The following is a 24,843-nucleotide window of genomic DNA, read 5'->3' as shown; positions in this document are numbered from 1 at the left end:
AGGCCCACCCCTGACGGGTGAATGAGTTTCGCCCGCATTGACCGGAGTGTTGACGACACTGCGAGAATTTCCGTATGGCCGAGATCATCCAGCGTGACGGAACCTGGGCCTTCGACGGGACCACGGTCCGCATCACCCCAGGTCTGCACCGTTCGGTCGCCCTGCTGCGGCAGACCTACGGAGAGATCGACGTGCCGCTGACGGCCGTCGCCGGCGTCGCCTACGAACCCGAGCGCAAACGCGGCCGCCTCCGCCTCACCCTGCGCGACGCCGCGGACCCACTGCTCCAGGCCACCGGCGGCCGCCTCCCCGACACCGCCGACCCGTTCCGGCTCACCGTCGACGCGGACCGCTCGGGCGTCGCCGAATACGTCGCCGAGGAGATCCGCCAGGCCCTGCTGCTCGAACAACTCCCGCCGGGCCCCGCCGAGTCGTACCTCGTCTCAGGACCCGCCGTCCCGATCTCGGTGCGCTCCAGCGACGGCCTCGTCTCCTTCGACGGCAGCCGCGTCCGCATCGACTGGAGCGAGACCTCGGACCGGGTCAAGCGCGCCACGGGCCCGCGCGTCATCTCCCTCGACGACCTCGACGAGGTGGAGTGGGTGCCCAACTCCGGCTACGAGGACGGGGTGCTGCGCTTCGTCCCCAAGGGCTCCCCGTACTCCAAGCTGCCGCCGGAGAAGGACCCGTACGCCCTCGACCTGTGGGGCAACGCCCGCAAGGACCTGCTGACCGCCCTCGTCGCGGCCGCGGTCACGGCCCGCCTCCCGCACCCCTCAGCGCCCCGCGGCACGCCCGCGCTCCTGCCGCGCCAGCCGGACCACGACGTACTGCTGCGCCGGTTACGGGAGTTGGGCGAGCTGCACCGCCAGGACGTGCTCACGGACGAGGAGTTCGCGATGACGAAACGGGTGGTGCTGCGCGACTTCCGATGAACTCCCCTACGCAGAGGAGGAGTTACGCCAGCAGATCCGGCTCGCTGCGCGTGATGTCCTGCCACAGGCTCTGGTAGTTGATCCACGCCACGAGATCGGCGCCGGTCTGCTCGCGGGTCGCCACCGCCTGCCGCCGGTCGATCAGGATCGGCCGCCCCGCCGAACGCGTCGCGATCTGCACCTCACAGGCCCGCTCAAGGGCGATGAACCACCAGGCCGCCGCGTCCACCGAGTCGCCCACCGTGAGCAGCCCGTGGTTGCGCAGCACGAGCGCCTTGTACGAGCCGAGGGCCACGGCGATCCGCTTGCCCTCCTCCGGGTCCACGCCGACGCCCGTGTACTCGTCGAGCAGCGCGTGGTCCTCGTAGAACGCGCAGGCCTCCTGCGTGATCGGCTCGACCAGCTCGCCGAGCGCGGCCACCGCGCGCCCGTACTTGGAGTGGCAGTGCGCGACCGACACCACTTCGGGGCGGGCCCGGTGCACCGCGACGTGCGTCGTGAAGGCGGCCTGGTTCACGTGGTAGCGGCCGTCGACGACCTGCCCGTCCCCCTGGGCGAGGACGAGGTCGCCGACCGTGATGTGCTTGAACGGCACGCCGAACGGATTGACCCAGTAGCAGTCGTCGTACTCCGGGTCGCGGGCGGTGATGTGCCCCGAGACACCCTCCTCGTACCCGAGTCGCCCGAAGATGCGGAGCGCGCCGGCGAGCCGCTCCTTGCGGTGCCTGCGCTCGTCGGCGTACGTCTCGTGCACGGGCGGCAGCGCGAACTGGAGCTGGTCGGTGGGTATCGGGGCGGGGTTCTGCGTCGACATGGTGCGGAAGGTACCTCCGGGAACCGCAAGGTGACAGGGCCGAGCTGTGAAAAGAATGCGGCGAAATGCGCGCGGGATACCGGACAGGAGGCGTCGGGATTGCGCGCGAGACTCGCGGCATGACGTCGAACGCTGCCACCTGGGCCACCTTCACCGAAGCCGAACCGGACCTCGCCAAGACCGTCGAGGACCGCTTCGGGCAGTTCGTCCACCACACGCTCGCGACCCTGCGCAAGGACGGTTCACCGCGCACCAGCGGCCTCGAAGTCCATTTCACGGACGGGGAGTTGAGGCTCGGCATGATGCCGGACTCACTCAAGGCCCGCGACCTGCTGCGCGACCCGCGCTTCGCGATCCAGGCGAACCCGGGCGAGGGGATGACGATGGGCGGCGGCGACGTCCGGATCAGCGGCCGGGCGTACCTGGTCGAGGAGCCGGCGACGTTCCGCACCGAGCTGACCGAGGTCACCAGGACGTACATCGAGGACGACAAATACCTCGTGGTGCGGGTGTGGACGCCGGGCGAGGGGGTGCGGACGCTGAAGCGGACGTGAGCACGGCCAAGTGAAAGTGCCGCCCACGGGAACGCGGGCGGCACTTTCACTGGCGTACGAGAGCGGGGACTACTCCCACTCGATCGTCCCCGGCGGCTTGCTCGTCACGTCGAGCACGACGCGGTTGACGTCCTTGACCTCGTTCGTGATCCGCGTCGAGATCTTCGCGAGCACGTCGTACGGCATCCGCGTCCAGTCCGCCGTCATGGCGTCCTCGGAGGAGACGGGGCGCAGCACGATCGGGTGGCCGTACGTGCGGCCGTCGCCCTGGACGCCGACGCTGCGGACGTCCGCGAGCAGGACGACCGGGCACTGCCAGATCTCACGGTCGAGGCCGGCCGTGGTCAGCTCCTCGCGGGCGATGGCGTCGGCCTCGCGGAGCAGGTCGAGGCGGTCCTTGGTGACCTCGCCGACGATCCGGATGCCGAGCCCTGGACCGGGGAACGGCTGGCGCTGCACGATCTCGTCGGGCAGGCCGAGCTGCGCGCCGACCATCCGGACCTCGTCCTTGAACAGCTTGCGCAGCGGCTCGACGAGCTGGAACTCGATGTCGTCGGGGAGCCCGCCCACGTTGTGGTGGGACTTGATGTTCGCGGTGCCGGTGCCGCCGCCGGACTCGACGACGTCCGGGTAGAGCGTGCCCTGGACCAGGAACGCGACCTCGGGGCCGTCCTCCTGGAGGATCTCCAGCTGCGCCTGCTCGAAGACGCGGATGAACTCGCGGCCGATGATCTTCCGCTTCTCCTCGGGGTCACAGACCCCGGCGAGCGCGTTCAGGAAACGCTCGGAGGCGTCGACGACCTTGAGGTTCGCGCCGGTCGCGGCGACGAAGTCCTTCTCGACCTGCTCCGTCTCGCCCTTGCGCATCAGGCCGTGGTCGACGTACACGCAGGTCAGCTGCGAACCGATGGCCTTCTGTACGAGGGCGGCGGCCACGGCGCTGTCCACGCCGCCGGACAGGCCGCAGATCGCGCGCTTGTCGCCGACCTGGGCGCGGATCGCGGCGACCTGCTCGTCGATGACGCTGCCGGTCGTCCAGTTCGGCTCGATGCCGGCGCCGCGGTACAGGAAGTGCTCCAGGACCTGCTGGCCGTGCGTCGAGTGCATGACCTCGGGGTGGTACTGGACCCCGTACAGCTTCTTCTCGTCGTTCTCGAAGGCGGCGACCGGTACGACGTCCGTGGACGCGGTGACGGCGAAGCCCTCGGGGGCGGCCGAGCAGGCGTCGCCGTGCGACATCCACACGGGCTGCTCGGCGGGGGTGCCCTCGAAGAGCGTCGAGTCGGCCTTCGACACGGTCAGCGGGGTGCGGCCGTACTCGCGGGCGCCGTTGTCGTCGACGGTGCCGCCGAGGACCTCGGCCATCAGCTGGAAGCCGTAGCACATGCCGAAGACCGGGACACCGGCCTCGAAGAGCGCGCGGTCCAGGCGCGGGGCGCCCTCCGCGTACACCGACGAGGGGCCGCCGGAGAGGATGATCGCCGCCGGGTTCTTGGCGAGCATCTCCTCGACCGGCATGGTCGACGGGACGATCTCGCTGTAGACCCGGGCCTCACGGACGCGGCGGGCGATGAGCTGGGCGTACTGCGCACCGAAGTCGACGACCAGGACGGTGTCGGGGGCGGCGGGGTTCGCTGATGACACGGGTTGCCTTCCGGCGGCGTAGCGGGGGGTCGTGTGCTCGATTCTACCGGGTGTGCCACCCGTGGTCGGCGTCGCGGGGCTCCGCCCCGGGCCCCGCGGGCTATCGTCCGACGGCGGGGCTTGAGCGTGGTTATAGTGGGCGCATGCTTACGCACACGACCTTCGTCTTTATCTATGGCAGCCGGCCCGCCGGATGCCATGGTCGTGTTGCTTGAGTCACTGACAAGCGACTTCCCCAGGCGCCCCGGGCCGACAAGGTCCGGGGCGTCTGGCGTTTCCGGGGGTTGTCGGTTCGGGCCCTCCCACCCGCAAGGAGCCCCACCATGACTGCCACCACCGAGAACGCCACCGCCGACGTCATCTCCGGCGCCCGCGAGCGCATCGACGCGCTCGACGACCGGATCATCGGGCTCATCCAGGAACGGACGGCCGTCTCCGCCGTCGTCCAGGAGGCGCGGATCGCCTCGGGCGGGCGGCGCGTGAACCTGGCGCGCGAGAACGAAGTGCTCGGCCGCTACAGGGACGCGCTCGGCAAGCCCGGCACCGAGCTCGCGATGACGCTGCTCGAACTGTGCCGGGGCCGGATCTGACCACCGGCCGACCAGCAGGGCACCTCAGTTCGGTTGCGTCCTCACCCATACGGCGCGTGACCCGTTGGCACACGCTTCGTTGGTCCCGGTGTCCGTGCCAGCCAGGGGCGGGCCAACCGAACCACGCGTGGCTCCGCTGGAGCGTTGAGACGTCACGGTCACGCCGTACGTCGTGGGACCTCGCTCCAGACACGTGACCGGACGGCAGGGGACAGCAGCCCGGTCACACCAGAGAACGGTCGGCCTCGGGGACGCCCGAGGCCGACCGGACTCCATCTCTTCCGCCGTCCCGGCTACTTCTTCGGCGGCACCGCCGGCATCTCCAGGAACGGCAGCTTCAGCGCGCCGAACGCCTCGTCCGGGACCGCCGGGTTCTTCGGCTCCACGGGCGCCAGCCGCCGGTACGCCGAGCCGACCTCCGGGCGCTCGTCCGGCTCCCCCTTGTTCGGCCAGTACGACATCGCCCGCTCGGCCTGCGCCGTGATCGTCAGGGACGGGTTCACGCCCAGGTTCGCGGTGACGGAGGCGCCGTCGACGACCGAGATGCCGGGGTGGCCGTAGACCCGGTGGTACGGGTCGATCACGCCGGTCTCCGCGCTGTCGCCGATGGGGCAGCCGCCGAGGAAGTGGGCGGTGAGCGGGGTGCCCATGAGCTCGCCGACGTTCGAGCCCGCGAAGCCGTTGATCTCGGCCGCGATCGCCGAGGCGCCCTCGGTCGCCGCCTTGATCTGCTTCGGGTTGGGGGCGCCGTGGCCCTGGCGCGCGGTGAGCAGGCCCTTGCCGACGCCGTCCGTCTTCAGATACGTGGTCAGCGAGTTGTCGAGGGACTGCATGACGAGGCCGATGATGGTCTTCTCCGACCAGCGGCGGTTGGAGAGCGAACGGACCATCAGGCCGGGGTGCTTGACCACGTTCGCCAGCCAGCCCGCGACCCGCGAGGAGCTCTCCGCGTACGGGACCTGGAGGATCGACAGGCCGCCCATCGCGTTCGAGCCCTTGCCGTAGCGGACCGGCTCGATGTGCGTGTTGTCGTCCGGGTGGATCGAGGACGTGATCGCGACGCCCTTGGTGAAGTCGACCTTGGCGGCGCCGTGCCGCTTCTTGTAGCGCCGGTTCGTGGTCTGCGAGCCGACCAGGGCCTCGGAGTTGGTGCGGGTCAGCTCGCCCAGGCGCTTGGACAGGTGCGGGAGTTGGCCGTTCGCCTTCATGCGGTGCAGGAGGGTCTGCGTGCCGTACGTGCCCGCCGCGACGATCACCTTGGGGGCGGTGAAGGTGCGGCCCTTCGCCTTCTTGTCGTCCGTCGGCAGCGTCGCGACCGCGTAGCCGCCGCGCGAGTCGTCGGTCACCGAGACGACCGAGGTCATCGGGTGGACGACCGCGCCCGCCTGCTCGGCGAGGTACAGGTAGTTCTCGTTGAGGGTGTTCTTCGCGCCGTGCCGGCAGCCCGTCATGCACTCGCCGCACTCGGTGCACGCCTTGCGGGCGGGGCCCGCGCCACCGAAGTACGGGTCCTCGACCTGCCCGCCCGGCTTGGCCCTCGACTCGCCCTCGGCGTCCTTGCCGTCGCCGAAGAAGACGCCGACCGGCGCCATGTGGAAGGTGTCGCCGATGCCCATCGACTGGGCCGCCGCCTTCAGGTGCACGTCGGCGGGGGTCGTCGTCGGGTTGAGGCGGACGCCGAGCATCCGCTGGGCCTGGTCGTAATACGGCCCCAGCTCGTCCTTCCAGTCCGTGATGTGCGCCCACTGCGGGTCGTCGAAGAACTGCTTCGGCGGTACGTAGAGGGTGTTGGCGTAGTTCAGCGAACCGCCGCCGACGCCCGCGCCTGCCAGGACCATGACATTCCCGAGCAGATGGATGCGCTGGATGCCGTACATGCCGAGCTTCGGCGCCCAGAGGTAGTTCTTCAGGTCCCAGGAGTTCTTGGGCAGGGTCTCCCGGGTGAAGCGGCGGCCCGCCTCCAACACCCCTACCTTGTAGCCCTTTTCGGCGAGCCGGAGGGCGGAGACGCTGCCGCCGAAGCCGGAGCCGATGATGACGACGTCGTAGTCGTAGCCGTCCTGTGTCACGTGTGCGTTCTCCTTTGAACGGCTGTTGCTACTTCAGGCGGAACTTCTTCATCACCGACAGACTCACGCTCATGAACTTCGCGTACGCCTCGTCGTCCATGCCGAACGACGGGGCCATCGGCATCACCCGCTGGTGGGCGACGGTCTGCGCCTCGGTGTACTTGAGGATGCCCTCGGAGCCGTGGCGGCGGCCGAGTCCTGACTGCTTCATGCCGCCCATCGGCGACTGGACGCTGCCGTACGCGGGGGCGTAGCCCTCGTTGATGTTCACGGTGCCGGTGCGCAGGCGGGCCGCGACCTCGTGGCCGCGCTTGGCGCTCTTCGTCCAGACCGAGGAATTCAGGCCGTACGCCGTGGAGTTGGCGAGCGAGACCGCCTCGTCCTCGTCGCCGAAGCGGTAGATCGAGACGACCGGACCGAAGGTCTCCTCCTCGCAGACCGCCATCGGGGCCTCGACGCCGTCCAGGATCGTCGGCTCGAAGAAGTACGGGCCGATGTCCGGGCGCGCGTGGCCGCCCGCGACGAGCGTGGCGCCCTTCGCGACGGCCTCGTCGACGTGCCGCGTCACCGTGTCCAACTGCCGCTGCCCGACGAGCGATCCCATCTCGGCGCCGTACGCGAGGGAGCGGCCGAGCCGCATCGCCTTCGTACGGGCGGCGAAGCGGGCCACGAACTCGTCGGCGATCGACTCGTGGACGTACAACCGCTCGATGGAGATGCACAGTTGACCGGCGGAGGAGAAGCAGGCGCGGACGGCGCCCGCGGCGGCCTTCTCCACGTCGGCGTCCTCCAGGACCAGCATGGCGTTCTTGCCGCCGAGTTCGAGGGACACGCCGACCAGGCGGGACGCCGCGCCCTGCGCGACCTCGCGGCCCGTGCGGGTGGAGCCGGTGAACGAGACGTAGTCGGCGTGCTTGACCAACTCGGGCCCCACGACCGGGCCTTCGCCGAGGACGACCTGGAAGACCTCGGACGGCAGGCCCGCCTCGATCAGCAGGTCGCGCGCCCACAGGGCCGTCAGGCAGGTCTCCGTGTCGGGCTTCATGACGACCGCGTTGCCCGCGACGAAGGCCGGGAGGGCGTCGCCGACCGACAGTTCCAGCGGGTAGTTCCAGGGGGCGATCTGGCCCACGACGCCGCGCGGCTGGCGCAGTTCGGTGACCTTGGTGAGCGTCGGGACCGCGCCCGTGTGCCCCTTGGGCTTCAGGTACGCGGGGGCCTTGCGGCCGTAGTGCCGGGAGGCGACGGCGACGGCCTGCACCTCTTCGTGCGCGTGCAGCCGGGCCTTGCCGGTCTCCAGCTGGATGAGGTCGAGCACCTCGGCCTGGCGGGCGAGCACCAGGTCGTGGAAGCGCAGGAGGACGGCGGCGCGCTTACGGACCGGCGTCTTCGCCCAGACCTCCTGGGCGGCGCGGGCCCGCTCGAAGGCGACTGTCACGTCCTCGGGCGTCGACTCCGGCAGGTCGGCGAGCTTCTCGCCGGTGAACGGCGTGTGGTTCGCCGTCCGCCCCGAACCGACCACGTCCCGCGTGAGGCGGGCGATCAGGTCGGGCGTCACCACGTCGACGGCCGTACGCGCGCCCTCGGGCGCGGCCGCGACGGGGTTGGTGCGGGGCTGCTCGGCTACGTGCTCGGGAGTGGCCTGCGACTGCGTCATACCGGCGAGCGTAAGCCTGGGGATTCGCTTTTGGTACCGCCCAGTAACAGATTTCACCGAGTGCACACACCGCGCCAGTGATCGCTGGCAGCAAAGCCGCTGATCAGGGCTTTGCCGCCAGCGATCTTCGACTCAAAGGTTTTTGAGGTCGAGGTTGGCGAAGGCGGTCTCGGCGACCTCGCGGCCGCGTTCGGTGAGGTCTCCCTTGCCCGGATAGTCGACCCACAGCCGGTACATGTCCCCGGCCTTGTTCTTGTAGTAGAGCGCCTTCGCCTCGCGCGGCATGTCCCCGTCGAAGTCGGTGCCGGTGCCGCTCGTGCCGTACGTGAGGGTGTTGATCGCGGCGTCGCGGTCCTTGAACGTGGCGTTGTAGTCCGTCGTCGCGGTGGCCTTCGTGTCGGACGACTGCGAGGGCATCCCGGTGCCGCTGAAGGAGCCGTCCTTGACGTCGTCCGCGTCCTTGGACGCCTCGGCGTCGGCCGTCCCCGAGATCTCGGTCTTGTCCTCCACGCGGTCCCAGCGGCTGAACACCACGCCGATCGCCCCACTGGGATCCGCGTACGTGACCACGTTCTTCTCGTCGTCCTCGGGGATCCGCACGTAGGAGGCGGGCACCGCGACACTGCCGCTCAGCGGCGCCGCCTCCTCGTGCGTCTTCCAGCCGTCCGGCAGCGGCCCCGCGAACGGGTTGGCGATCACCAGATAGGCCACGACGGCCGCCGCCACGACGCCCGCGCCGATACCGAGGAGCGTCTTGCGGCTCAGCCGCAACCCGCCCTGGGCGGAGCCGATCTGGACGACCTGGGTGGGCGCCTGCGCGGGCGGCTCGGCGGCCTTCTCCAGCAGGACGCGGACCTGGCCCGCGTTCGGCCGGTGCGCCGGGTCCTTCTGCAGCAGGCCGTTGATGACGTCGGCCAGCGGGCCCTGGGCGGCGGCGGGCGCGGCCGGCGCCGCGTTCAGCACGGCCTGGAGCGTGGACGGCGTGTTGGTGCGGCGGAACGGGGAGACGCCCTCGGTCGCCGCGTACAGGACGACGCCGAGCGACCACAGGTCGGACGCGGGCCCCGGCCGCTGCCCCAACACCCGCTCGGGCGCGATGAATTCGGGAGAGCCCACGAAGCCCCCCGTATCGGTCAGATTCGTCTCGCCCTCGATCTGGGCGATGCCGAAGTCCGTGAGGATCACGCGGTCGTGGCGGCCCAGCATCACGTTGTCCGGCTTCACGTCGCGGTGCAGGATCCCGGCGGCGTGCGCGGCCTCAAGCGCGCCCAGCACCTCCAGGCCTATGCGGGCGGCCTCGCGGACGCCGAGCGTGCCCTCCTGGAGGACGGCGCCGAGCGAGCGGCCCTGCACGAACTCCATGACGATCCACGGCTGTCCGTCCTCGACCGCGACGTCGTGCACGTTCACGACCGCCGGGTGGTCGAGCCGGGCCGCGGCGCGCGCCTCGCGGCGCATCCGCTCGAAGGCGTTGGCCCGCTCCCGCTCCGGCAGATGGTCCGGGAGGCGCGGCTCCTTGACCGCGACCTCGCGGTCCACCGTCTCGTCCTTCGCCCGCCACACCGTGCCCATGCCGCCGTGGCCCAGCTTGCTCAGCAGCCGGTAGCGCCCGGCCACGAGCCGCCCCGCGCCCGGGTCCTGCTGCTCCGGCACCACCTGCGTGGGCTGCGGCGGCACGGGCCCGGCCTGGGCGTACGGGTTGCCCGGGTGCGGCACGTGCGGCTGCGGCCGCGGCGGCTGGAGGCTGAAGCTGGTGGGTTCGTTCGAGCCGTGCGCGGCTCCCCCGTTGTCACTCATGGGTCCATAACTACCGCGCGGGGTACGGCTGGTTCCACTGGGATCACGGAGTTGTGACCACGCTGATGCGCGCCCGCCACGCCGCCCGGAGAGCCACCGCAGGCTGCCGCCGGGCTGCCGCAGGAAAGCTACCGCCCGGACACCGCGAAGGTGTCGACGGCCGCGTCGAAGTGGGCGCGCGCACGGGCCGCCTTGCCGACGGGGGCCGAGACCCACACGTCGTACAGCCGGCCGCCCTCCTCCCAGCACAGGTCGACGGTGTGCCGGGCGCCCTCGGCGGCGCTGAACCCGTCCCAGGTGAACTCCCACAGCGCGGCGTCGTGCCCGTTGTGCGAGGTGTCGGTGACCTTGGCGTCGCGGTAGCCGGGGTTGTTGGCGGGGCCCCTGGCGTCGGAGCGCCGCTGCACGGCGCCGGGGCCGCCGCTCTGGGCGCGCCCCACCTTGATGCCGATGCGGTACGTGTCGCCCGGCGACATGTAGAAGATCCGCGAACCGTCCACGGAGCGCGTGAACCCCTCGGGCACGGCGAGTTGGAACCCCTCGGCGTCCGCGACCGTGCGATACCCCTGCGGCACCTTGGCACCCGGCGTACGGGTCTCCTGCCGGGTCACGGTGACGGTCGGCGTCGGCTTCGGCGAGCCGGAGGCGGAGGAGGAAGGGGCGTCCGACGGCGTACGGGGCGACGTCGAGGCGGAGACGGTGGTCGTCGGCGGCGGGGTCGGCGTCCTGCCGTCGTCACCGGCCAGCAGCACCGCGGTGGCGATCCCGGCCCCCGCGACCGCGGCGAACAGCGCGGCCGCCACCAGGAGCATCCGCGGCGATGGCCCGCGCCGCCGACGGGCCGCCGACTTCGGGGCGTTGCGCTGCGTCGGCGTATAGAGCAGCGGTACGAGCGGAATGGGGATCGCGGGCTGCGGCGTCGCCCCGGTGGCGATGTACGCGCGCATCAGCCGCTCGGCCTCGTCCAGGCTCAGCCGCCGCGCGGGGTCCCGCTCGAGGAGACCGCGGACCACCGGGAGCAGCGGCTCGGCCTCCTCCGGGGGTCTTATCTCGTCGTAGACGACGGCGTGCAGGATGCCGCCCAACGAGTCGCGGCGGAACGGCGATTCACCGCTCATCGCCGCACACAGCAGCGCCCCGAGCGACCACAGGTCCGCCCCGACGCCCGCCCGCTCGCCCTGCATCCGCTCCGGCGCCGTGTACTCCGGCGAGCCGACGAACCCGCCGGTCTCGGTGAGCGTGGTGGCCCCCTCGACCTGAGCGATCCCGAAATCGGTCAGCACAACCCGGCCCGTCGAGGACTCCAGGAGTACGTTCGCGGGCTTCAGGTCCCGGTGCAGCACACCGGCGGCGTGGGCGACGCGCAGCGCGCCGAGCAGCGCGAGCCCGATCCGCGCGGCCTCCAGGGGTTCGACGGGCCCTTCCCTGGCGATCCGATCAGCGAGCGAGTCACCGTTCACCAGGTCCATGACGATGTACGGGTGTCCCTCGTACAGCACCACGTCGTGCACGACGATCACGTTCGGGTGCTGTAACTGGGCCACGGCCCGCGCCTCGCGCAGCATCCGCTCGCGCTGCTGTTCCGCCTCGTCCTCCGAGAGGGTTTCGTCGACGGCGAGTTCCTTGACGGCGACCTGGCGGCCCAGCAAGGTGTCGGCGGCCCGCCAGACGACGCCCATGCCGCCGCGCCCGATTCTGGCCTCCAGCCGGTAACGCCCGGCGATCACACGGGCGTTGTCCCCCTCGGTCCCCATGCGCCCCATCATGCCGCACGCCTGTTCGCGGGGAGCGCGGCCTGCACGGTTCCGGCCAGGGACGTCACCCGCCTCAACTCTGCGGCGGCTGCCAGCCCTTCAGGATGGTGTCGAACTGCTGGCGGGCCTGCGGCCAGGCGGCGGCCGGTGCGGACAGGTAGATCGCGTACTCCGTGCCGTCGTGGGCGACGTACGTCTCCTCTATGGCGCGGCGCGGGCCGGGCGTGGAGTCGTTCGCGCCCGCGGTCCAGGTGAAGTCCCAGAGGGCGCCGGGCCGGTCCCGGTAGGTGTTCGCGTGCAGGGTCACGCGGTGGTAGTCGGGCAGCTTGGGGCGGAGCGTCTTCTCCAGGTCGAGCTGGTGCTGGTACGAGTCCTCCCAGTCCGAGGACTTGTCGATGCCGATGCGCAGGAACCGCTTGCCGCCGTCCGGCGAGTAGTCGATCTGCGAGCCGTCCTGCCGCTCCCAGCCGGGCGGCAGCCGGAGGCTGAACCCATTGACGTCATCCGTCACCCGCACCCAATTGCCGGGCACGGCCCCGGACCTGCCCTTCCCCCCGGCCCCCTCGCCACCCTGGCCCTGATCCTGATCCTGATCCTGGTCCTGGCCGTACGTGGCCCGCGTCCCGGTACCGGAGTCCCGCTGATCGAGGTAATACATGGCCCCAAGCGCACCACCACCGCCGAGGAGCGCGGCAACAACCACAGCAGCAACCATCTTCGGCCACCGCCTCGCGCCCCGGGGCCCACTCTGAGCCCGAGTAACAGCGGACTCCGCTCCCATCGGCGGCGATTGAGCCCAATCAAGCCCCGCCGTCGGACGAGAGCCAGCGGGGTCCGGGGCAGAGCCCCGCGACGTAAGAGGAGGCGCAGGCGTCCCGGTCACACTCCCGGTCGACTGCGAAGGCACATGCACCTGCGTCGGCACATACGCCTGCGCCGCATTCGACCGCCACCCCTCCGCCGCCTCCGCCAGCATCGCCTCCACCGCGTCGGCGTCCGGCCGCACCCCCGGCTCCTTGCTGAGCAACGCCCCGATGACCGGCCCCATCGCCCCCGCGTTCTCCAACGCCTCCGGCTCGTCCTCGACGACGGCCTGCATCGTGGCGATCGGCGACGTGCGCCGGAACGGCGAGAGCCCCTCCACAGCGGTGTACAACGTGGCCCCGAGCGCCCACAGATCGGACGCGGGCCCCGGCTCATTGCCCCGCACCCGCTCCGGCGCGAGGTAGTCCACGGACCCGACGATCTCCCCGGTCCGCGTAATGGTGGAGTCGCCCTCGACCTGCGCGATGCCGAAGTCCGTCAGCTTGACCTGCCCGTTGCTGGCGATCAGCACGTTGCCCGGCTTCACGTCCCGATGCAGCACCCCGGCCGCATGCGCGGCCCGCAACGCCCGCACGGTCCACAGCCCGATCCTCGCGGCCTCCGCCGGGGCGACCCTCCCGTCCTCCTTCACGGCATCGGCCAGGGACCGCCCCTCGACCAACTCCATGACGATCCACGGCCGGTCGTCGTGCTCCAGCACGTCGTGCACGGTGACGACGGCGGGGTGGTTGATGCGCGCGGCGGCCCGCGCCTCCGTCTGCGTACGGGCGAGCAGGACGGCCCGGTCGGCCTCGGCCACCCACTGGGCGGCGGTCAGCTCCTTCACCGCGACGGCCCGGTGCAGCACTTCGTCGTGCGCGCGCCACACGCGGCCCATGCCGCCGCGCCCTATGGATTCACCGAGCCGATACCGTCCGGCGAGGAGCTCGCCCTGCATCTGATTCACGTTCCCCCGCAAAGGTTTTGACGGGTTCACACTAGGGATCGAACGTCGCACAAGAAACACCAGGGCCCCGACGGAGACCGCACTGTGACGCGCCCCGCCGCCCGCGCCCGCCGCTATCCGCCGACCCGATACGTGGAATACGCCTGCTGATAGAGCCGCGACACCTCGTCCCGCTCGGCCTCGGGCCCCCGCACCTGCACCACGTGATACTTCCCGCCGACGACCATCGCGAGATTACGCACGTACACCTCGCTGCCATCGGCCCCCTGCCAGGTGAACTGCCCCTCGGCCATGACCCGCCCCCCGACGTCCACGCTCTTCATGCCGCTGGACGTGGCCCACGTGGAGTCCCGGAACGGCTGCAACTCACGCTCGTGCTCCCGCTGGTACTTCATCGGGTCCTTGCCGTACGTGGCCGTGGAGTCGCGCCCGGGCACCACGATCAGCTCAAAGGCACCATGCGCGTACACGACCTGCCCGCGCCCGTTCTTCCCTTCCCGCTGCCACCCCTTGGCGACGGCCACCTCGAACCCGGCGTCGTCCTCCCGCAGTACGAAACCGGGGGCGACGTCGGACTGCGGCTTGGTGGACGAAGGCTTCGAACTCCGCCCGCCCTCCGCCGAGGTCACACCCCCGGACGGCTCCTTCGACTCCCTCGACTCCCTCGGCTCCTTCGCGGACTCGCCTCGCCGCCCCTCCGACGAGGCGGACGGCGCGGCCCCCGCGGCCCCGGCCCCCGCCGCGCCCTGGTCGGCCTTCGGCATGAACACCATCGCGTACGCCACCGCGCCCACGAGCCCGAGCAGCACGAGCACGAGCAGCCACCGCCCGAGCGATCTGGGCCGCCGCTCCCGGGGCGCGCGCGGAGCCCTCGGCGCCCGCTGCACCGCCCGCTCCCGCTTGTGCCGCCCGTGCGCCGCGCCGCCCGGCGCCCGCCCCCTCCGCTTGCGGACGAGCTCCCCCTTCCGCCGTACGACGGGCAACCGCCCCGCATCGAAGGCAGGCGCGGCGACGACATTGACCCCCGCCTCCGGCTCGGGCGCCGACCGCACCAACGACCGCAGCCACCCCCGCAGTTCCTCGATGTCCAACCGCTCGGTCGGATCCTGCCGCAACAACGACTCCACGACGGGCCGCACGGGCCCGCACTCCTCGGCGAAGGCCGGCGGCTCGGCACACACCATCTGCACCAGCTCCGGCGTCGACTCCTCCGGATACGGCGCATGCCCCTGCACGGCCCGGAACAACAACGCCCCGAGCGCCCACAGATCAGTGGCGGGCCCGACCGGCGCCGCCAACTGCCAATTCTCCTGCACCGGATACGCCTGCTCAGGCGCCCACCGCTCAGTAACAGGCCCCACAACCGTCATCCGCACCTGCCGCGCCCGCTCCGCACTCCGCGCCCCACCCACCCCAATTCCAGCCTCGCCCACCCCAATTCCAGCCCCACCCGAGCCAATTCCAGCCCCACCCGAGCCAATTCCAGCCCCGGTCGGCCCAATTCCAGCCCCGCCCGAGCCAATTCCCACCCCGGTCGGCCCAGTTCCAGCCCCACCCGCCCCAATTCCAACCCTGCCCGAGCCAATTCCAGCCTCGCCCGGCCCAATTCCAGCCCTGGCCGGCCCAATTCCAGCCTCGCCCGACCCAATTCCAACCCCGGCCGGCCCAATTCCAGCCCCGCCGGCGTTTGAGGCGCGGGGCCCGGGGCGGAGCCCCGCGACGTCACCCCCTCCAACGCCACCATCACCCCCACCGCCACCACCAATGACAGCCCCTCCGGCGCTTGAGGAGCGGGGCCCGGGGCGGAGCCCCGCGACGTCACTCCCACCCACCACCTCACTCCACCGCGCAGCCGGCACCCCACCAGTCGCGTTCTCCCGATACGCCGCAATCGCCCCGGCCCGCGCCGCCCGATAATCCCCCGCCTCCACCACGGGCTCCTCAACTTCCGCAACAACCTCCCGGTCCTCCTCCGGAGGAACCGGCACCACGTCATACCCGCACAACGCCTCTTCCACGGCCCCCACGGCAAGCCCCGTGAGCATCACCCGCCCGTCGTCACACACCAGCACCGTGCGCGCGGTGACATTCCGATGCACCCACCCGTGCGCATGCAGCACCCGCAGCGCGGTCAGCACATCCGCCGCGACCTCGGCCGCCCGATAGGGACTCAACGGCCCCCGCTCCAGCAACGCCGCCAACGGCCGCGCCGCGACCCACTCGCTCACCACCCACAGCGAACCGCCCTCGGCGAACACGTCGAAGACCTGGTCGAGCCGGGGATGGTCGGGTATTCGCGCGGCGGCCTGCGCCGCCTCGACGGCCCGCGCCACAATGGGGCCTCCCCCGCTCGCACGGAGTTGAGAGCTTGGGGAGGGCTCGACGCCCCCGCGCCCACCGTCACCCCCGGGCCGGAACCCCTCCGGCAGCCCGTCCGCGTCCAGCACCTCCGCCTCGACGACCTCGGGCAACGGCACCTGCCGTACGAGGACTTCCTGCCCGCTGTAGGTGTCAAAGGCGCGCGTCTCGGCCGCGAACTCGTACGCGTCGGCGGCGAGGACCGGCAGCCGATACCGGTTGGCGAGCACCCGCCCCGCGTACTCGTCCACGACGCCTCCCCCTGATCCACCGGCTCTGCCGAGCGACTGCGCACGGTCCGCAAGCATTCACGATACGTGCCACACGGCCCACTGGTTCAGGACTTGGCTTTGAACGTCTGTGTGAATGTCTTCCAGGTCGACTTACGCTGCTCGCCGCCCCAGGCGGAGTCCTTCGCGGTGTACATCAGCCCGTATCCCGACGAGCCGTTCACCACGGTCCCCCGGTCTATCGAGTGCCACTTCGTGCCCCCGTCGGCGTAGGTGAACTCCCAGTCGGCCGTCTTCCAACCGCGGTAGTCCACCGACGCTATGCGGATCCGGTCGTACTGGGCGCGGCGCATGTACCGCTCCTGGTTCCGCCAGTCCGCGACGGGGTCGGACTTGGGACTGCTGGTCCAACCCACCAGCAGCCGCTGCCCGTTGGGCCCGGTGAACCGGGCCCCCGCGGCCTCCGTCTTGACGTACTTCCACCCCTTCGGCAACCCGATCGAGAACCCTTGGGAGTGCTTGTACGTCTCCTCGGCCGCGGCCCCCGGCTTCTTCTCGTCACCGCTGGGCGACGCGCTCTCACTGGGCGACGCGGAAGGACTCGCCGACGCGCTCTCGGAAGGCTTCGTGCCGCCGCCTCCCTTGTCGGCGTCCTTACCCTGTTCGCCCTTGTCGTCGTCCGCCCCGGCGGTCGCCCCGGCGGAGGCCCCCTTGTCGCCGCCCTTGTCGCCGCCCTTCGCGTCGGCGCCGTCGCCGCCGTTCAGAACGAGCGCGAGGATCCCCGCGAGCACGACGAGCGCGACGACGAGCGAACCAATGACGAGGGCGCGCCCCCGCAGAGCGTCCGCGAGCACCGCCGCGCCACCGGGACGCGCGACCCCGGCCGCGGGCCCCGCGGGCGCGGTCGCGCCGGGCTCCTCCGACTTCTCCTTCGGCGCCGTCGCGGCGGCGGCGGCCTTGCGTACGTTCTTCAGGGCGCCGCGCATCTTGTCCGCGGCCTCCTCGCGCCTGGCCGCGACACCGGCGGCTGCCGCTGCGGCAGCCGCCTTCGCCTTCGCGCTCGAAGCGCCCTTCTCCTTGCGCTTCTTCGGCTCGGGCGGCAGCGGAACGACCTTCGTGGCCTCGATCGGCTCGGGCTCCGGCGCGGGCGCGGCCTTCGGCTCGGGCGCGTGGATCACGTCGTTGAGCATCGACCGCGCGGCGGCGTCGTCGAGCCGCTGGTCGGGGTCCTTGGCGAGCAGCCCGTAGATCACCGGTTCGAGCGGCCCGGCGTTCTTCGGCGGGTCGACCGACTCGGTCATCACGGCGGTCAGGGTGGCGATCGCCGACCCCTTGTCGTACGGCGGAACGCCCTCCACGGCCGCGTACAGCAGCCCACCGAGCGACCAGAGGTCGGCGGCCGGGCCCGGCTTGTGCCCACGGGCCCGCTCGGGCGAGATGTACGAAGGAGCGCCAACCAGCATCCCGGTCGACGTGATCGAGGGGTCCCCCTCGACCTGCGCGATCCCGAAGTCCGTCAGAACAACGCGCCCGTCCTCCGAGATCAGCACATTGGACGGCTTCACGTCACGGTGCAGAATCCCCTCGCGGTGCGCGGAACGCAGCACATCGAGCACGGCGAGCCCCACCTCGGCAGCCCGCTTCGGCTCCAGCAGACCATCCTCACGAATGGCCTCCGCCAGGGACTTCCCCTCGACCAACTCCATGACGATCCACGGCCGGTCGTCCTCGTCGACGACATCGAAGACCGTCACCGCGCCGTTGTTGCGGATCCGGGCGATCGCCTTCGCCTCGCGCAACGTACGCGTGATCAGGCGACGCTTCTCGTCGTCGTCGATCGCGTTCGGGAACCGCAGCTCCTTCACCGCCACCGTGCGCCCGAGCGTCTCGTCCTTGGCCCGCCACACGGTGCCCATGCCGCCCCGGCCGAGCACATCGCCGAGCCGGTACCGGCCGGCGAGCAGCCGGCCCTCCGGGTCCTTCACGGAAGCCTCCTGAGCATCCCGTCCGGAAGATTCCTGACGAGTGCCCTTGTCTTCACGGGCCTCGCCCGCCCGCTCCGCCTCCGACATGCGTCCCCTCTAGCAACCCGCCCTGACAGAGCCTTCATTGTCCCATCACTGGACCACCACTCCGCGCGCCGGGTCACCCCCACCCGACACGCACAGGAACGTCCCACAATGGTGGCCCGCACCGCCGAAAGGGACCGTCGTTGCCCGCGTTCCGGACACTCCTGGCCATACCGCTTGTGGCGGTCGTCCTGTGCCTCGTCCCGAGCAGCGCGCCGAGCCCAACGGCACTCGCGGACGACACTCTTCCGCTGCTCGTGACGCGAGGCAAGGCCCCGTCGGCGGCGCTCCTGACCACCGAAGGCACCTCGAGCCACTTCGCCACCACCAGCCCCGCGCTCACCCCCTCCGACCACGTACGCGCGGGCAGCATCACGAAGACCTTCATCGCCACGGTGATCCTCCAACTCGCCTCGGAACACCGCCTGAAGCTCTCCTCCCCCATCACCACCCACCTCCCCGGGCTCCCCGCCCCCCGCAACCTCACCATCCGCTCCCTCCTCGTCCAAACCAGCGGCCTCTACGACTTCACGACGGCCACCCACGGCCACATCGCCCTGTCCCCGACGGCAGTGGCGACCCTCGCCCTCTCGGAACCCCGCACAACCCGCCCCGGCACCTGGTCGTACTCCAACACCAACTACGTACTCCTGGGCATGATCATCCATCAGGTCACGGGCCACTCCTACGCCACGGAGGTCCGCCGCCGCATCATCGCCCCACTCCGCCTCACCGGCACCACCTTCCCCGGCACCCGCACCACGGTCCCCCGCCCCCACGGCCCCGACGCGGTCACCCTCGACCCCCGCACCGCAGGCGCGGCCGGCGAATTGATCTCCACCCTCCCCGACCTGAACCGCTTCTACACCGCCCTCCTCAAGGGCCACCTCCTCCCACCCACCTCCCTCCGTACGATGCTCAACACCCGCCCCACGAACGGCCATTACGGCATGGGCCTCTACCCCCAAAAACTCCCCTGCGGCACCACGGTCTGGGGCCACAACGGCCGCATCGCCCACACCTACATCCGCACAGCCGCAACCCGCACCGCCTCACGGGTCATCACCTACCGCACAACGCGCGCGACTTTGTCACACGCCGAGCCCGTGGAACGCCGCGTCCTAACGGCCCAGTTCTGCCCCACCCAAACCACAACGACGAACCACTCAAACCCGCCAACGAACCACTCAAGCCCGACGACGGACCACTCAAACCCGCCGACGGACCACTCAAGCCCCTCCGGCGATTGAGGAGCGGGGTCCGGGGCAGCGCCCCGGCCTTTAAACCCCAGCGGCGCGTGACCAAATCAAGCCCCGCCGGCGATTGAGGCGCGGGGCCCGGGGCAGCGCCCCGCAACCGCAACCCCACCACCCGCAACCCCACGACCCGCACCCCACCCACCCGCCCCCACCGGAGGTCACAGCGGCGCAATATCCGGCGCCCCCAACCTCGCCGCATCCGCCGTAAGGTCATCCGGCTGCAACTGCGACTCCCGCTCCGCCTCCACCCGCTTCTCGTAGTGCTCGACCTCCCGCTCCACCTGATCCTTGTCCCACCCAAGAACCGGCGCCATCAACTCCGCCGCCTCCCTCGCACACCGCGTCCCCCGGTCGAACGTCTCGATGGAGATCCGCGTCCGCCGCGTCAACACGTCATCGAGGTGCCGCGCCCCTTCATGCGAAGCGGCATAGACAGCCTCGGCCCGCAAATAGTCCTCGGCCCCACCCAACGGCGCCCCCAACGCCGGATCCCCGGTGATCAGTTCGAGGACCTCCTCGGCCAGCGCCCCGTACCGGTTCAGCAGATGCTCGACCCGCACCACATGCAGCCCGGTCCGCGCCGCGATCCGCGCCCGCGCGTTCCACAGCGCCCGGTACCCCTCGGCCCCCACCAGCGGCACCTCCTCGGTCACACACTCGGCGACCCGCTGGTCGAGCCCGTGGACGGCCTCGTCCACGGCGTCCTTGGCCATGACCCGGTACGTCGTGTACTTGCCACCGGCGACGACCACGAGCCCCGGCACGGGATGCGCCACGGTGTGCTCCCGCGACAGCTTGCTCGTCGCGTCGCTCTCCCCCGCGAGCAACGGCCGCAGCCCCGCATACACGCCCTGCACGTCATCCCGCGAAAGCGGCACACCCAGCACGGAGTTGACGTGCTCCAACAAGTAGTCGATATCAGCACTCGACGCGGCGGGATGCGCCTTGTCCAAATCCCAATCAGTGTCGGTCGTCCCCACGATCCAGTGCCGCCCCCACGGAATCACGAACAGCACACTCTTCTCGGTGCGCAGGATCAGCCCGGTCGTCGAATTGATCCGGTCCTTCGGAACGACAAGGTGAATCCCCTTGGACGCCCGCACATGGAACTGCCCGCGCTCGCCGACCATGGCCTGCGTGTCGTCGGTCCACACACCCGTCGCGTTGACGACCTGCTTGGCCCGGATCTCGTACTCGCCGCCGCCCTCGACGTCCTGCACCCGCGCCCCGACGACCCGCTCGCCCTCCCGCAGAAACCCCGTCACGCGCGCGCGGTTGGCCGCCTTGGCGCCGTACATGGCGGCGGTCCGAACCAGGGTCGCGACGTACCGGGCATCGTCCATCTGCGCGTCGTAGTACTGAAGCGCACCGACCAACGCGTCCCTCTTCAAACAAGGCGCGACCCGCAACGCGTGCTTGCGCGACAGATGCCGGTGCATCGGCAGGCCCCGCCCGTGCCCGCGCGCCATCGACATCGCGTCGTACAGCGCGACGCCCGACCCGGCGTACACCCGCTCCCACGCCTTGTGCTGCAACGGATACAAAAAGGGAACCGGCTTCACGAGATGGGGAGCGAGCCGCTCAAGCAGCAGCCCACGCTCCTTCAACGCCTCCCGCACCAACGCGAAGTCCAGCATCTCCAGGTACCTGAGCCCGCCGTGGATCAGCTTGCTGGAGCGGCTCGACGTGCCGCAGGCCCAGTCCCGCGCCTCGACGATCCCGGTGGAGAGCCCTCGGGTCACCGCGTCGAGCGCCGTGCCCGCGCCGACCACGCCGGCTCCCACGACGAGAATGTCCAGCTCGCGCTCGGCCATGGCCGCCAGGGCCTGCGCACGCTGCTCGGGTCCCAGTGTCGTTGCCTTCACCGCTGCCTCCCGCTGTCGTCGGCGTGGGCTCACCCGTGTGGTGTGCCCGGCCTCACGCGCCGCAAAAGCACCACACCCGCCCTTCCTACATGCCCCGATTCTTCACCCACTGCCCGGTTCGGGCCACCAGCGCGCGTACACCTGTGGACGACCTGCGCGGACTCGCGCCACAACACTCGGCAACTCATTACGTAGCAATGAGTCATATCGGTCATATTTACCCCTAGTCTTACATTGCGCCCACTCATCCTGGCCACAGGGCTTGCGCCCTCGCCCCGATCCGGCTAATGACCGGTCCGCTCCTCGGAAAGGACGGCAACCGCCATGCCCGCAGACCTCGCCGTCATCGGCCTCGGCCACCTCGGCCTGCCCCTCGCGCAGGCCGCGGTGGCCGCAGGGATCGCGACCGTCGGCCACGATCCGGCCCGCGCCCAGGACCTCGCGGCGGGCCGGCTGCCCAGCGGCGGCGACGCGGGGGCGCTGACCGCCGCCGACGTCCGCCGCATGCTCGCCGCCGGCTTCCGCCCCACCGCGAACCCCGCCGAGCTCGCCCGCGTCCGCACCGCCGTGATCTGTGCCCCGACCCCGCAGGGCCCCGACGGCGCGCCGATGCTCACCCCGGTCGTCGAGGCGACGCGCGCCCTCGCCGCCCGGCTCCGCCCGCACACCACGGTGATCATCGAGTCGCCGGTGCCGCCCGGCACCACGCAGACACTCCTCCTCCCCGTCCTCGAAGAGGGCTCCGGCCTGCGCGCGGGCCGCGACTTCCACCTCGCGCACGCCCCCGGCCGCGTCGACCCCGGAAACCGCCTGCACCCCTACATGTCGACCCCCAAGGTGATCGGCGGCCACACCCCGGCCTGCACCGAGTCGGCCGCCACCTTCTACGGCCGCCTCACCGACAAGGTGGTACGCGCGCGTGGCCCACGGGAAGCGGAGACGGTCCACCTCCTGGAGACCAACTACCGGCACGTCAACATCGCCCTGGTCAACGAAATGGCCGTGCTCTGCCACGAGTTGGGCGTCGACCTCTGGGACGTCATCCGCTGCGCCGAGACCAAGCCCTTCGGCTTCCAGGCCTTCCGCCCGGGCCCCGGCGTCGGCGGCCACGCCCTCGCCCAGGACCTCACGGGCCCGCACCTGCCCACCCGCCCCCTGCGCCTCGTCGAACTGGCCCGCCAGGTCAACCACCACATGCCGTCGTACGTCGTCCAGCGCGCCGCCGCCCTCCTCAACGAACACGGCAAGTCCGCCCGCGGCGCCCGGATCCTCCTCCTCGGCATCACGTACAAGCCGGACCTCGCCGACCAACAGGCCGCCCCCGCCGAGGAGATCGCCACCCGCCTCATGCAACTCGGCGCCGCCGTCAGCTACCACGACCCCTACGTCCCGTCCTGGAACGTCCTGGACCGCCCGGTGCCACGCGCCGACTCCCTCTACGAGGCGGCGGCCGACGCCGACCTGACGATCCTGCTGCAACAGCACCGCACGTACGACCTCCAGGGCCTGGCCGTGAAGGCCCAACTCCTCCTGGACACAAGGGGAGCGACTCCGGCGGGGGCCGCGCACCGCCTCTGACTGCTACTGTGCGGCCACTCTGTGCACACCCGTGCCAGGGTTCACACCTCAGGGGGACCGCATGACCCAGCCGCCGCAGCCTCACATACCCGAGGGCAACCCGTACGGCCAACAGCCGCCGCAGCAGCAGCCCCAGTACGGCTACCCGCCGCAGCAGCCGGCCCCGCAGCAGCCGTACGCCCCGTTCCCCCAGCAGCAGGGCGGCCCCGGCGGCTACCCGCTCGTCCCCCCGCCGCCCGCCCCGCCCCGCGGCAACCTCGGGCTCGGCATCCTCGCCGGCTTCGTGGCGATGCTCGTCATCGCGGGCGTCTACGGCGGCATCATCGGCGCGACCGAGCACGAGATCGGCTACGCGGCCGTGGCCGTCGGCGTCGTCGTCGGCTTCGCCACCGGCAAGGTCGCGGGCAACAACCCGGTGGCCCTCTTCGTCAGCCCGGTCCTGTCGCTGATCGGCGTCTACTTCGGGCAACTGCTCGGCGAGGCGATCATCGGCTCCAAGGTCAGCCCGTGGTCCGTGACCGAGCTGTTCTTCGAACACTTCGGCCTGCTCAACGAGGCATGGAAGGCCGACTCCGACGCCATGTCCTTCCTCTTCTTCGCCCTGGCGGCGGTGGCCTCCTTCGGCGCGGCAAAGCGAGCATCCGCCTAGGGGCGCGGGGCCGCATCGACATGCGGCCCCGCCGCGTGGGCGCAAAAAACGGGTTGGGCCCCACCAGAACGGTGGGGCCCAACCCGTATCGGCTACGACACAGCGTCAGCGCTACCGCTTGTGCTGCGCGTCCGCCACCGTGACCTCGACCCGCTGGAACTCCTTGAGCTCGCTGTACCCGGTCGTCGCCATGGCCCGCTTCAGCGCGCCGAAGAAGTTCATCGACCCGTCGGGCGTGTGCGAGGGCCCGGTGAGAACCTCCTCGGTCGTCCCCACAGTTCCCAGGTCGACCTTCTTGCCGCGCGGCACGTCCTCGTGGACGGCCTCCATGCCCCAGTGGTGACCGCGCCCCGGCGCGTCCGTGGCGCGCGCCAGCGGCGAGCCCATCATCACGGAGTCGGCGCCACAGGCGATGGCCTTGGGCAGGTCGCCGGACCAGCCCACCCCACCGTCGGCGATGACGTGCACGTAGCGCCCACCGGACTCGTCCATGTAGTCGCGACGGGCAGCGGCCACATCAGCCACAGCAGTGGCCATGGGCACCTGAATACCCAACACGTTCCGGGTCGTGTGGGCAGCCCCACCACCGAAGCCGACCAGCACACCCGCCGCACCGGTCCGCATCAGGTGCAGCGCGGCGGTGTACGTGGCGCACCCGCCCACGATGACCGGGACGTCGAGCTCGTAGATGAACTGCTTGAGGTTCAGCGGCTCGGCGGCGCCGGAGACGTGCTCGGCGGAGACGGTCGTCCCGCGGATCACGAAGATGTCCACGCCCGCGTCCACCACGGTCTTGGAGAACTCGGCGGTGCGCTGCGGGGAGAGCGCGGCGGCGGTGACGACGCCGGAGTCGCGCACCTCCTTGATGCGCTGCCCGATCAGGTCGGCCTGGATGGGCGCGGAGTAGATCTCCTGGAGGCGGCGGGTCGCGGCCTCGGGCGCCAGCTCGGCGATCTCGTCGAGGAGCGGCTGCGGGTCCTCGTAGCGGGTCCACAGACCCTCAAGGTTGAGGACGCCGAGGCCGCCGAGCTCGCCGATGCGGATGGCGGTCTGCGGCGAGACGACGGAGTCCATGGGGGCGGCCAGGAACGGCAGCTCGAAGCGGTAGGCATCGATCTGCCAGGCGATCGAGACCTCCTTCGGGTCGCGGGTGCGCCGGCTCGGAACGACGGCGATGTCGTCGAAGGCGTACGCGCGGCGGCCGCGCTTGCCGCGCCCGATCTCGATCTCAGTCACGTTGGGGGGCGCCT

The 24,843-nt window shown here is 71.1% G+C and carries 17 protein-coding genes; 6 read left to right on the top strand and 11 right to left on the bottom strand.

Going from position 1 to position 24,843, the window contains the following annotated elements; translation table 11 throughout:
- The first annotated feature begins 74 nt into the window (after positions 1 to 74).
- Positions 75 to 935: a DUF4429 domain-containing protein gene (locus RBJ65_RS02845; protein ID WP_306321036.1), complete on the top strand. Its 861-nt coding sequence runs from the start codon at positions 75 to 77 to the stop codon at positions 933 to 935.
- Between the two features lie 22 nt (positions 936 to 957).
- On the opposite strand, the gene RBJ65_RS02840 is transcribed toward RBJ65_RS02845, so the two are convergent.
- The gene (locus tag RBJ65_RS02840; protein ID WP_306321035.1) at positions 958 to 1,749 is read right to left on the bottom strand and encodes a class II aldolase/adducin family protein; all 792 of its coding nucleotides are present in this window, start codon (positions 1,747 to 1,749) and stop codon (positions 958 to 960) included.
- Between the two features lie 119 nt (positions 1,750 to 1,868).
- Between RBJ65_RS02840 and RBJ65_RS02835 the strand changes: the two genes are divergently transcribed.
- Positions 1,869 to 2,303 (top strand): pyridoxamine 5'-phosphate oxidase family protein, encoded by a 435-nt coding sequence (locus RBJ65_RS02835; RefSeq protein WP_306321034.1) that lies wholly within the window; start codon positions 1,869 to 1,871, stop codon positions 2,301 to 2,303.
- A gap of 69 nt (positions 2,304 to 2,372) precedes the next feature.
- Here the strand turns inward: RBJ65_RS02835 and guaA are convergent, their stop codons facing one another.
- A complete protein-coding gene (gene guaA, locus RBJ65_RS02830) occupies positions 2,373 to 3,947 on the bottom strand; it encodes a glutamine-hydrolyzing GMP synthase (protein ID WP_306321033.1) in 1,575 nt (524 codons plus the stop codon).
- 323 nt (positions 3,948 to 4,270) lie between these two features.
- Here guaA and RBJ65_RS02825 point away from each other — a divergent pair, with 323 nt between their 5' ends.
- A complete protein-coding gene (locus RBJ65_RS02825) occupies positions 4,271 to 4,537 on the top strand; it encodes a chorismate mutase (RefSeq protein WP_306321032.1) in 267 nt (88 codons plus the stop codon).
- 293 nt (positions 4,538 to 4,830) lie between these two features.
- Here RBJ65_RS02825 and RBJ65_RS02820 read toward each other — a convergent pair whose 3' ends face one another.
- The 7 genes from RBJ65_RS02820 to RBJ65_RS02790 all read right to left on the bottom strand — a co-directional run bounded on the left by RBJ65_RS02820 (position 4,831) and on the right by RBJ65_RS02790 (position 18,245).
- Complete coding sequence (locus tag RBJ65_RS02820) at positions 4,831 to 6,606, bottom strand: GMC family oxidoreductase N-terminal domain-containing protein (RefSeq protein ID WP_306321031.1); 1,776 nt, start codon at positions 6,604 to 6,606, stop codon at positions 4,831 to 4,833.
- A gap of 28 nt (positions 6,607 to 6,634) precedes the next feature.
- Complete coding sequence (locus tag RBJ65_RS02815) at positions 6,635 to 8,263, bottom strand: succinic semialdehyde dehydrogenase (protein WP_306321030.1); 1,629 nt, start codon at positions 8,261 to 8,263, stop codon at positions 6,635 to 6,637.
- A 132-nt stretch (positions 8,264 to 8,395) separates the two neighbouring features.
- Positions 8,396 to 10,060, bottom strand: a complete 1,665-nt coding sequence (locus tag RBJ65_RS02810; RefSeq protein WP_306321029.1) for a serine/threonine-protein kinase — start codon at positions 10,058 to 10,060, stop codon at positions 8,396 to 8,398.
- Positions 10,061 to 10,188: 128 nt separating this feature from the next.
- The gene (locus tag RBJ65_RS02805; protein ID WP_306321028.1) at positions 10,189 to 11,814 is read right to left on the bottom strand and encodes a serine/threonine-protein kinase; all 1,626 of its coding nucleotides are present in this window, start codon (positions 11,812 to 11,814) and stop codon (positions 10,189 to 10,191) included.
- A gap of 73 nt (positions 11,815 to 11,887) precedes the next feature.
- Positions 11,888 to 13,576 (bottom strand): serine/threonine-protein kinase, encoded by a 1,689-nt coding sequence (locus tag RBJ65_RS02800; RefSeq protein WP_306321027.1) that lies wholly within the window; start codon positions 13,574 to 13,576, stop codon positions 11,888 to 11,890.
- Between the two features lie 122 nt (positions 13,577 to 13,698).
- Positions 13,699 to 16,194, bottom strand: a complete 2,496-nt coding sequence (locus tag RBJ65_RS02795) for a protein kinase (RefSeq protein WP_306321026.1) — start codon at positions 16,192 to 16,194, stop codon at positions 13,699 to 13,701.
- Between the two features lie 86 nt (positions 16,195 to 16,280).
- Entirely contained in the window at positions 16,281 to 18,245 is a 1,965-nt protein-coding gene (locus RBJ65_RS02790) for a serine/threonine-protein kinase (protein WP_306321025.1), read from the bottom strand.
- Positions 18,246 to 18,499: 254 nt separating this feature from the next.
- Here RBJ65_RS02790 and RBJ65_RS02785 point away from each other — a divergent pair, with 254 nt between their 5' ends.
- Positions 18,500 to 19,492, top strand: coding sequence for a serine hydrolase (locus RBJ65_RS02785; RefSeq protein ID WP_306321024.1), 993 nt, complete (start codon positions 18,500 to 18,502; stop codon positions 19,490 to 19,492).
- 167 nt (positions 19,493 to 19,659) lie between these two features.
- Here the strand turns inward: RBJ65_RS02785 and RBJ65_RS02780 are convergent, their stop codons facing one another.
- Positions 19,660 to 21,366: a glycerol-3-phosphate dehydrogenase/oxidase gene (locus RBJ65_RS02780; RefSeq protein WP_306321023.1), complete on the bottom strand. Its 1,707-nt coding sequence runs from the start codon at positions 21,364 to 21,366 to the stop codon at positions 19,660 to 19,662.
- A 324-nt stretch (positions 21,367 to 21,690) separates the two neighbouring features.
- On the opposite strand from RBJ65_RS02780, the gene RBJ65_RS02775 reads away from it, so the two are divergent.
- Positions 21,691 to 22,944, top strand: coding sequence for a nucleotide sugar dehydrogenase (locus tag RBJ65_RS02775; RefSeq protein WP_306321022.1), 1,254 nt, complete (start codon positions 21,691 to 21,693; stop codon positions 22,942 to 22,944).
- Between the two features lie 61 nt (positions 22,945 to 23,005).
- On the top strand, positions 23,006 to 23,593 hold the full coding sequence (locus RBJ65_RS02770; protein ID WP_306321021.1) for a hypothetical protein: 588 nt from the start codon (positions 23,006 to 23,008) through the stop codon (positions 23,591 to 23,593).
- Positions 23,594 to 23,704: 111 nt separating this feature from the next.
- On the opposite strand, the gene RBJ65_RS02765 is transcribed toward RBJ65_RS02770, so the two are convergent.
- Positions 23,705 to 24,829 carry a GuaB3 family IMP dehydrogenase-related protein gene (locus tag RBJ65_RS02765; protein ID WP_306321020.1) on the bottom strand — a complete coding sequence of 375 codons (1,125 nt, stop codon included), beginning with the start codon at positions 24,827 to 24,829 and terminating at the stop codon, positions 23,705 to 23,707.
- Positions 24,830 to 24,843: the final 14 nt, after the last annotated feature.

Origin of the sequence: Streptomyces sp. KL109B, from assembly GCF_030766935.1 — a bacterium.
Classification (GTDB): domain Bacteria; phylum Actinomycetota; class Actinomycetes; order Streptomycetales; family Streptomycetaceae; genus Streptomyces.
Note: the sequence above shows the minus strand (reverse complement) of the source record. Positions and strands in the feature narration are given on the sequence as shown.

Bases quoted from the DNA above. Each gene is read 5' to 3' on its own strand.
- RBJ65_RS02845 (WP_306321036.1), top strand. From the start codon at position 75: ATGGCCGAGATCATCCAGCGTGACGGAACCTGGGCCTTCGACGGGACC.
- RBJ65_RS02840 (WP_306321035.1), bottom strand. From the start codon at position 1,749: ATGTCGACGCAGAACCCCGCCCCGATACCCACCGACCAGCTCCAGTTC.
- RBJ65_RS02835 (WP_306321034.1), top strand. From the start codon at position 1,869: ATGACGTCGAACGCTGCCACCTGGGCCACCTTCACCGAAGCCGAACCG.
- RBJ65_RS02825 (WP_306321032.1), top strand. From the start codon at position 4,271: ATGACTGCCACCACCGAGAACGCCACCGCCGACGTCATCTCCGGCGCC.
- RBJ65_RS02815 (WP_306321030.1), bottom strand. From the start codon at position 8,263: ATGACGCAGTCGCAGGCCACTCCCGAGCACGTAGCCGAGCAGCCCCGC.
- RBJ65_RS02810 (WP_306321029.1), bottom strand. From the start codon at position 10,060: ATGAGTGACAACGGGGGAGCCGCGCACGGCTCGAACGAACCCACCAGC.
- RBJ65_RS02805 (WP_306321028.1), bottom strand. From the start codon at position 11,814: ATGGGGACCGAGGGGGACAACGCCCGTGTGATCGCCGGGCGTTACCGG.
- RBJ65_RS02800 (WP_306321027.1), bottom strand. From the start codon at position 13,576: ATGCAGGGCGAGCTCCTCGCCGGACGGTATCGGCTCGGTGAATCCATA.
- RBJ65_RS02790 (WP_306321025.1), bottom strand. From the start codon at position 18,245: ATGTCGGAGGCGGAGCGGGCGGGCGAGGCCCGTGAAGACAAGGGCACT.
- RBJ65_RS02775 (WP_306321022.1), top strand. From the start codon at position 21,691: ATGCCCGCAGACCTCGCCGTCATCGGCCTCGGCCACCTCGGCCTGCCC.
- RBJ65_RS02770 (WP_306321021.1), top strand. From the start codon at position 23,006: ATGACCCAGCCGCCGCAGCCTCACATACCCGAGGGCAACCCGTACGGC.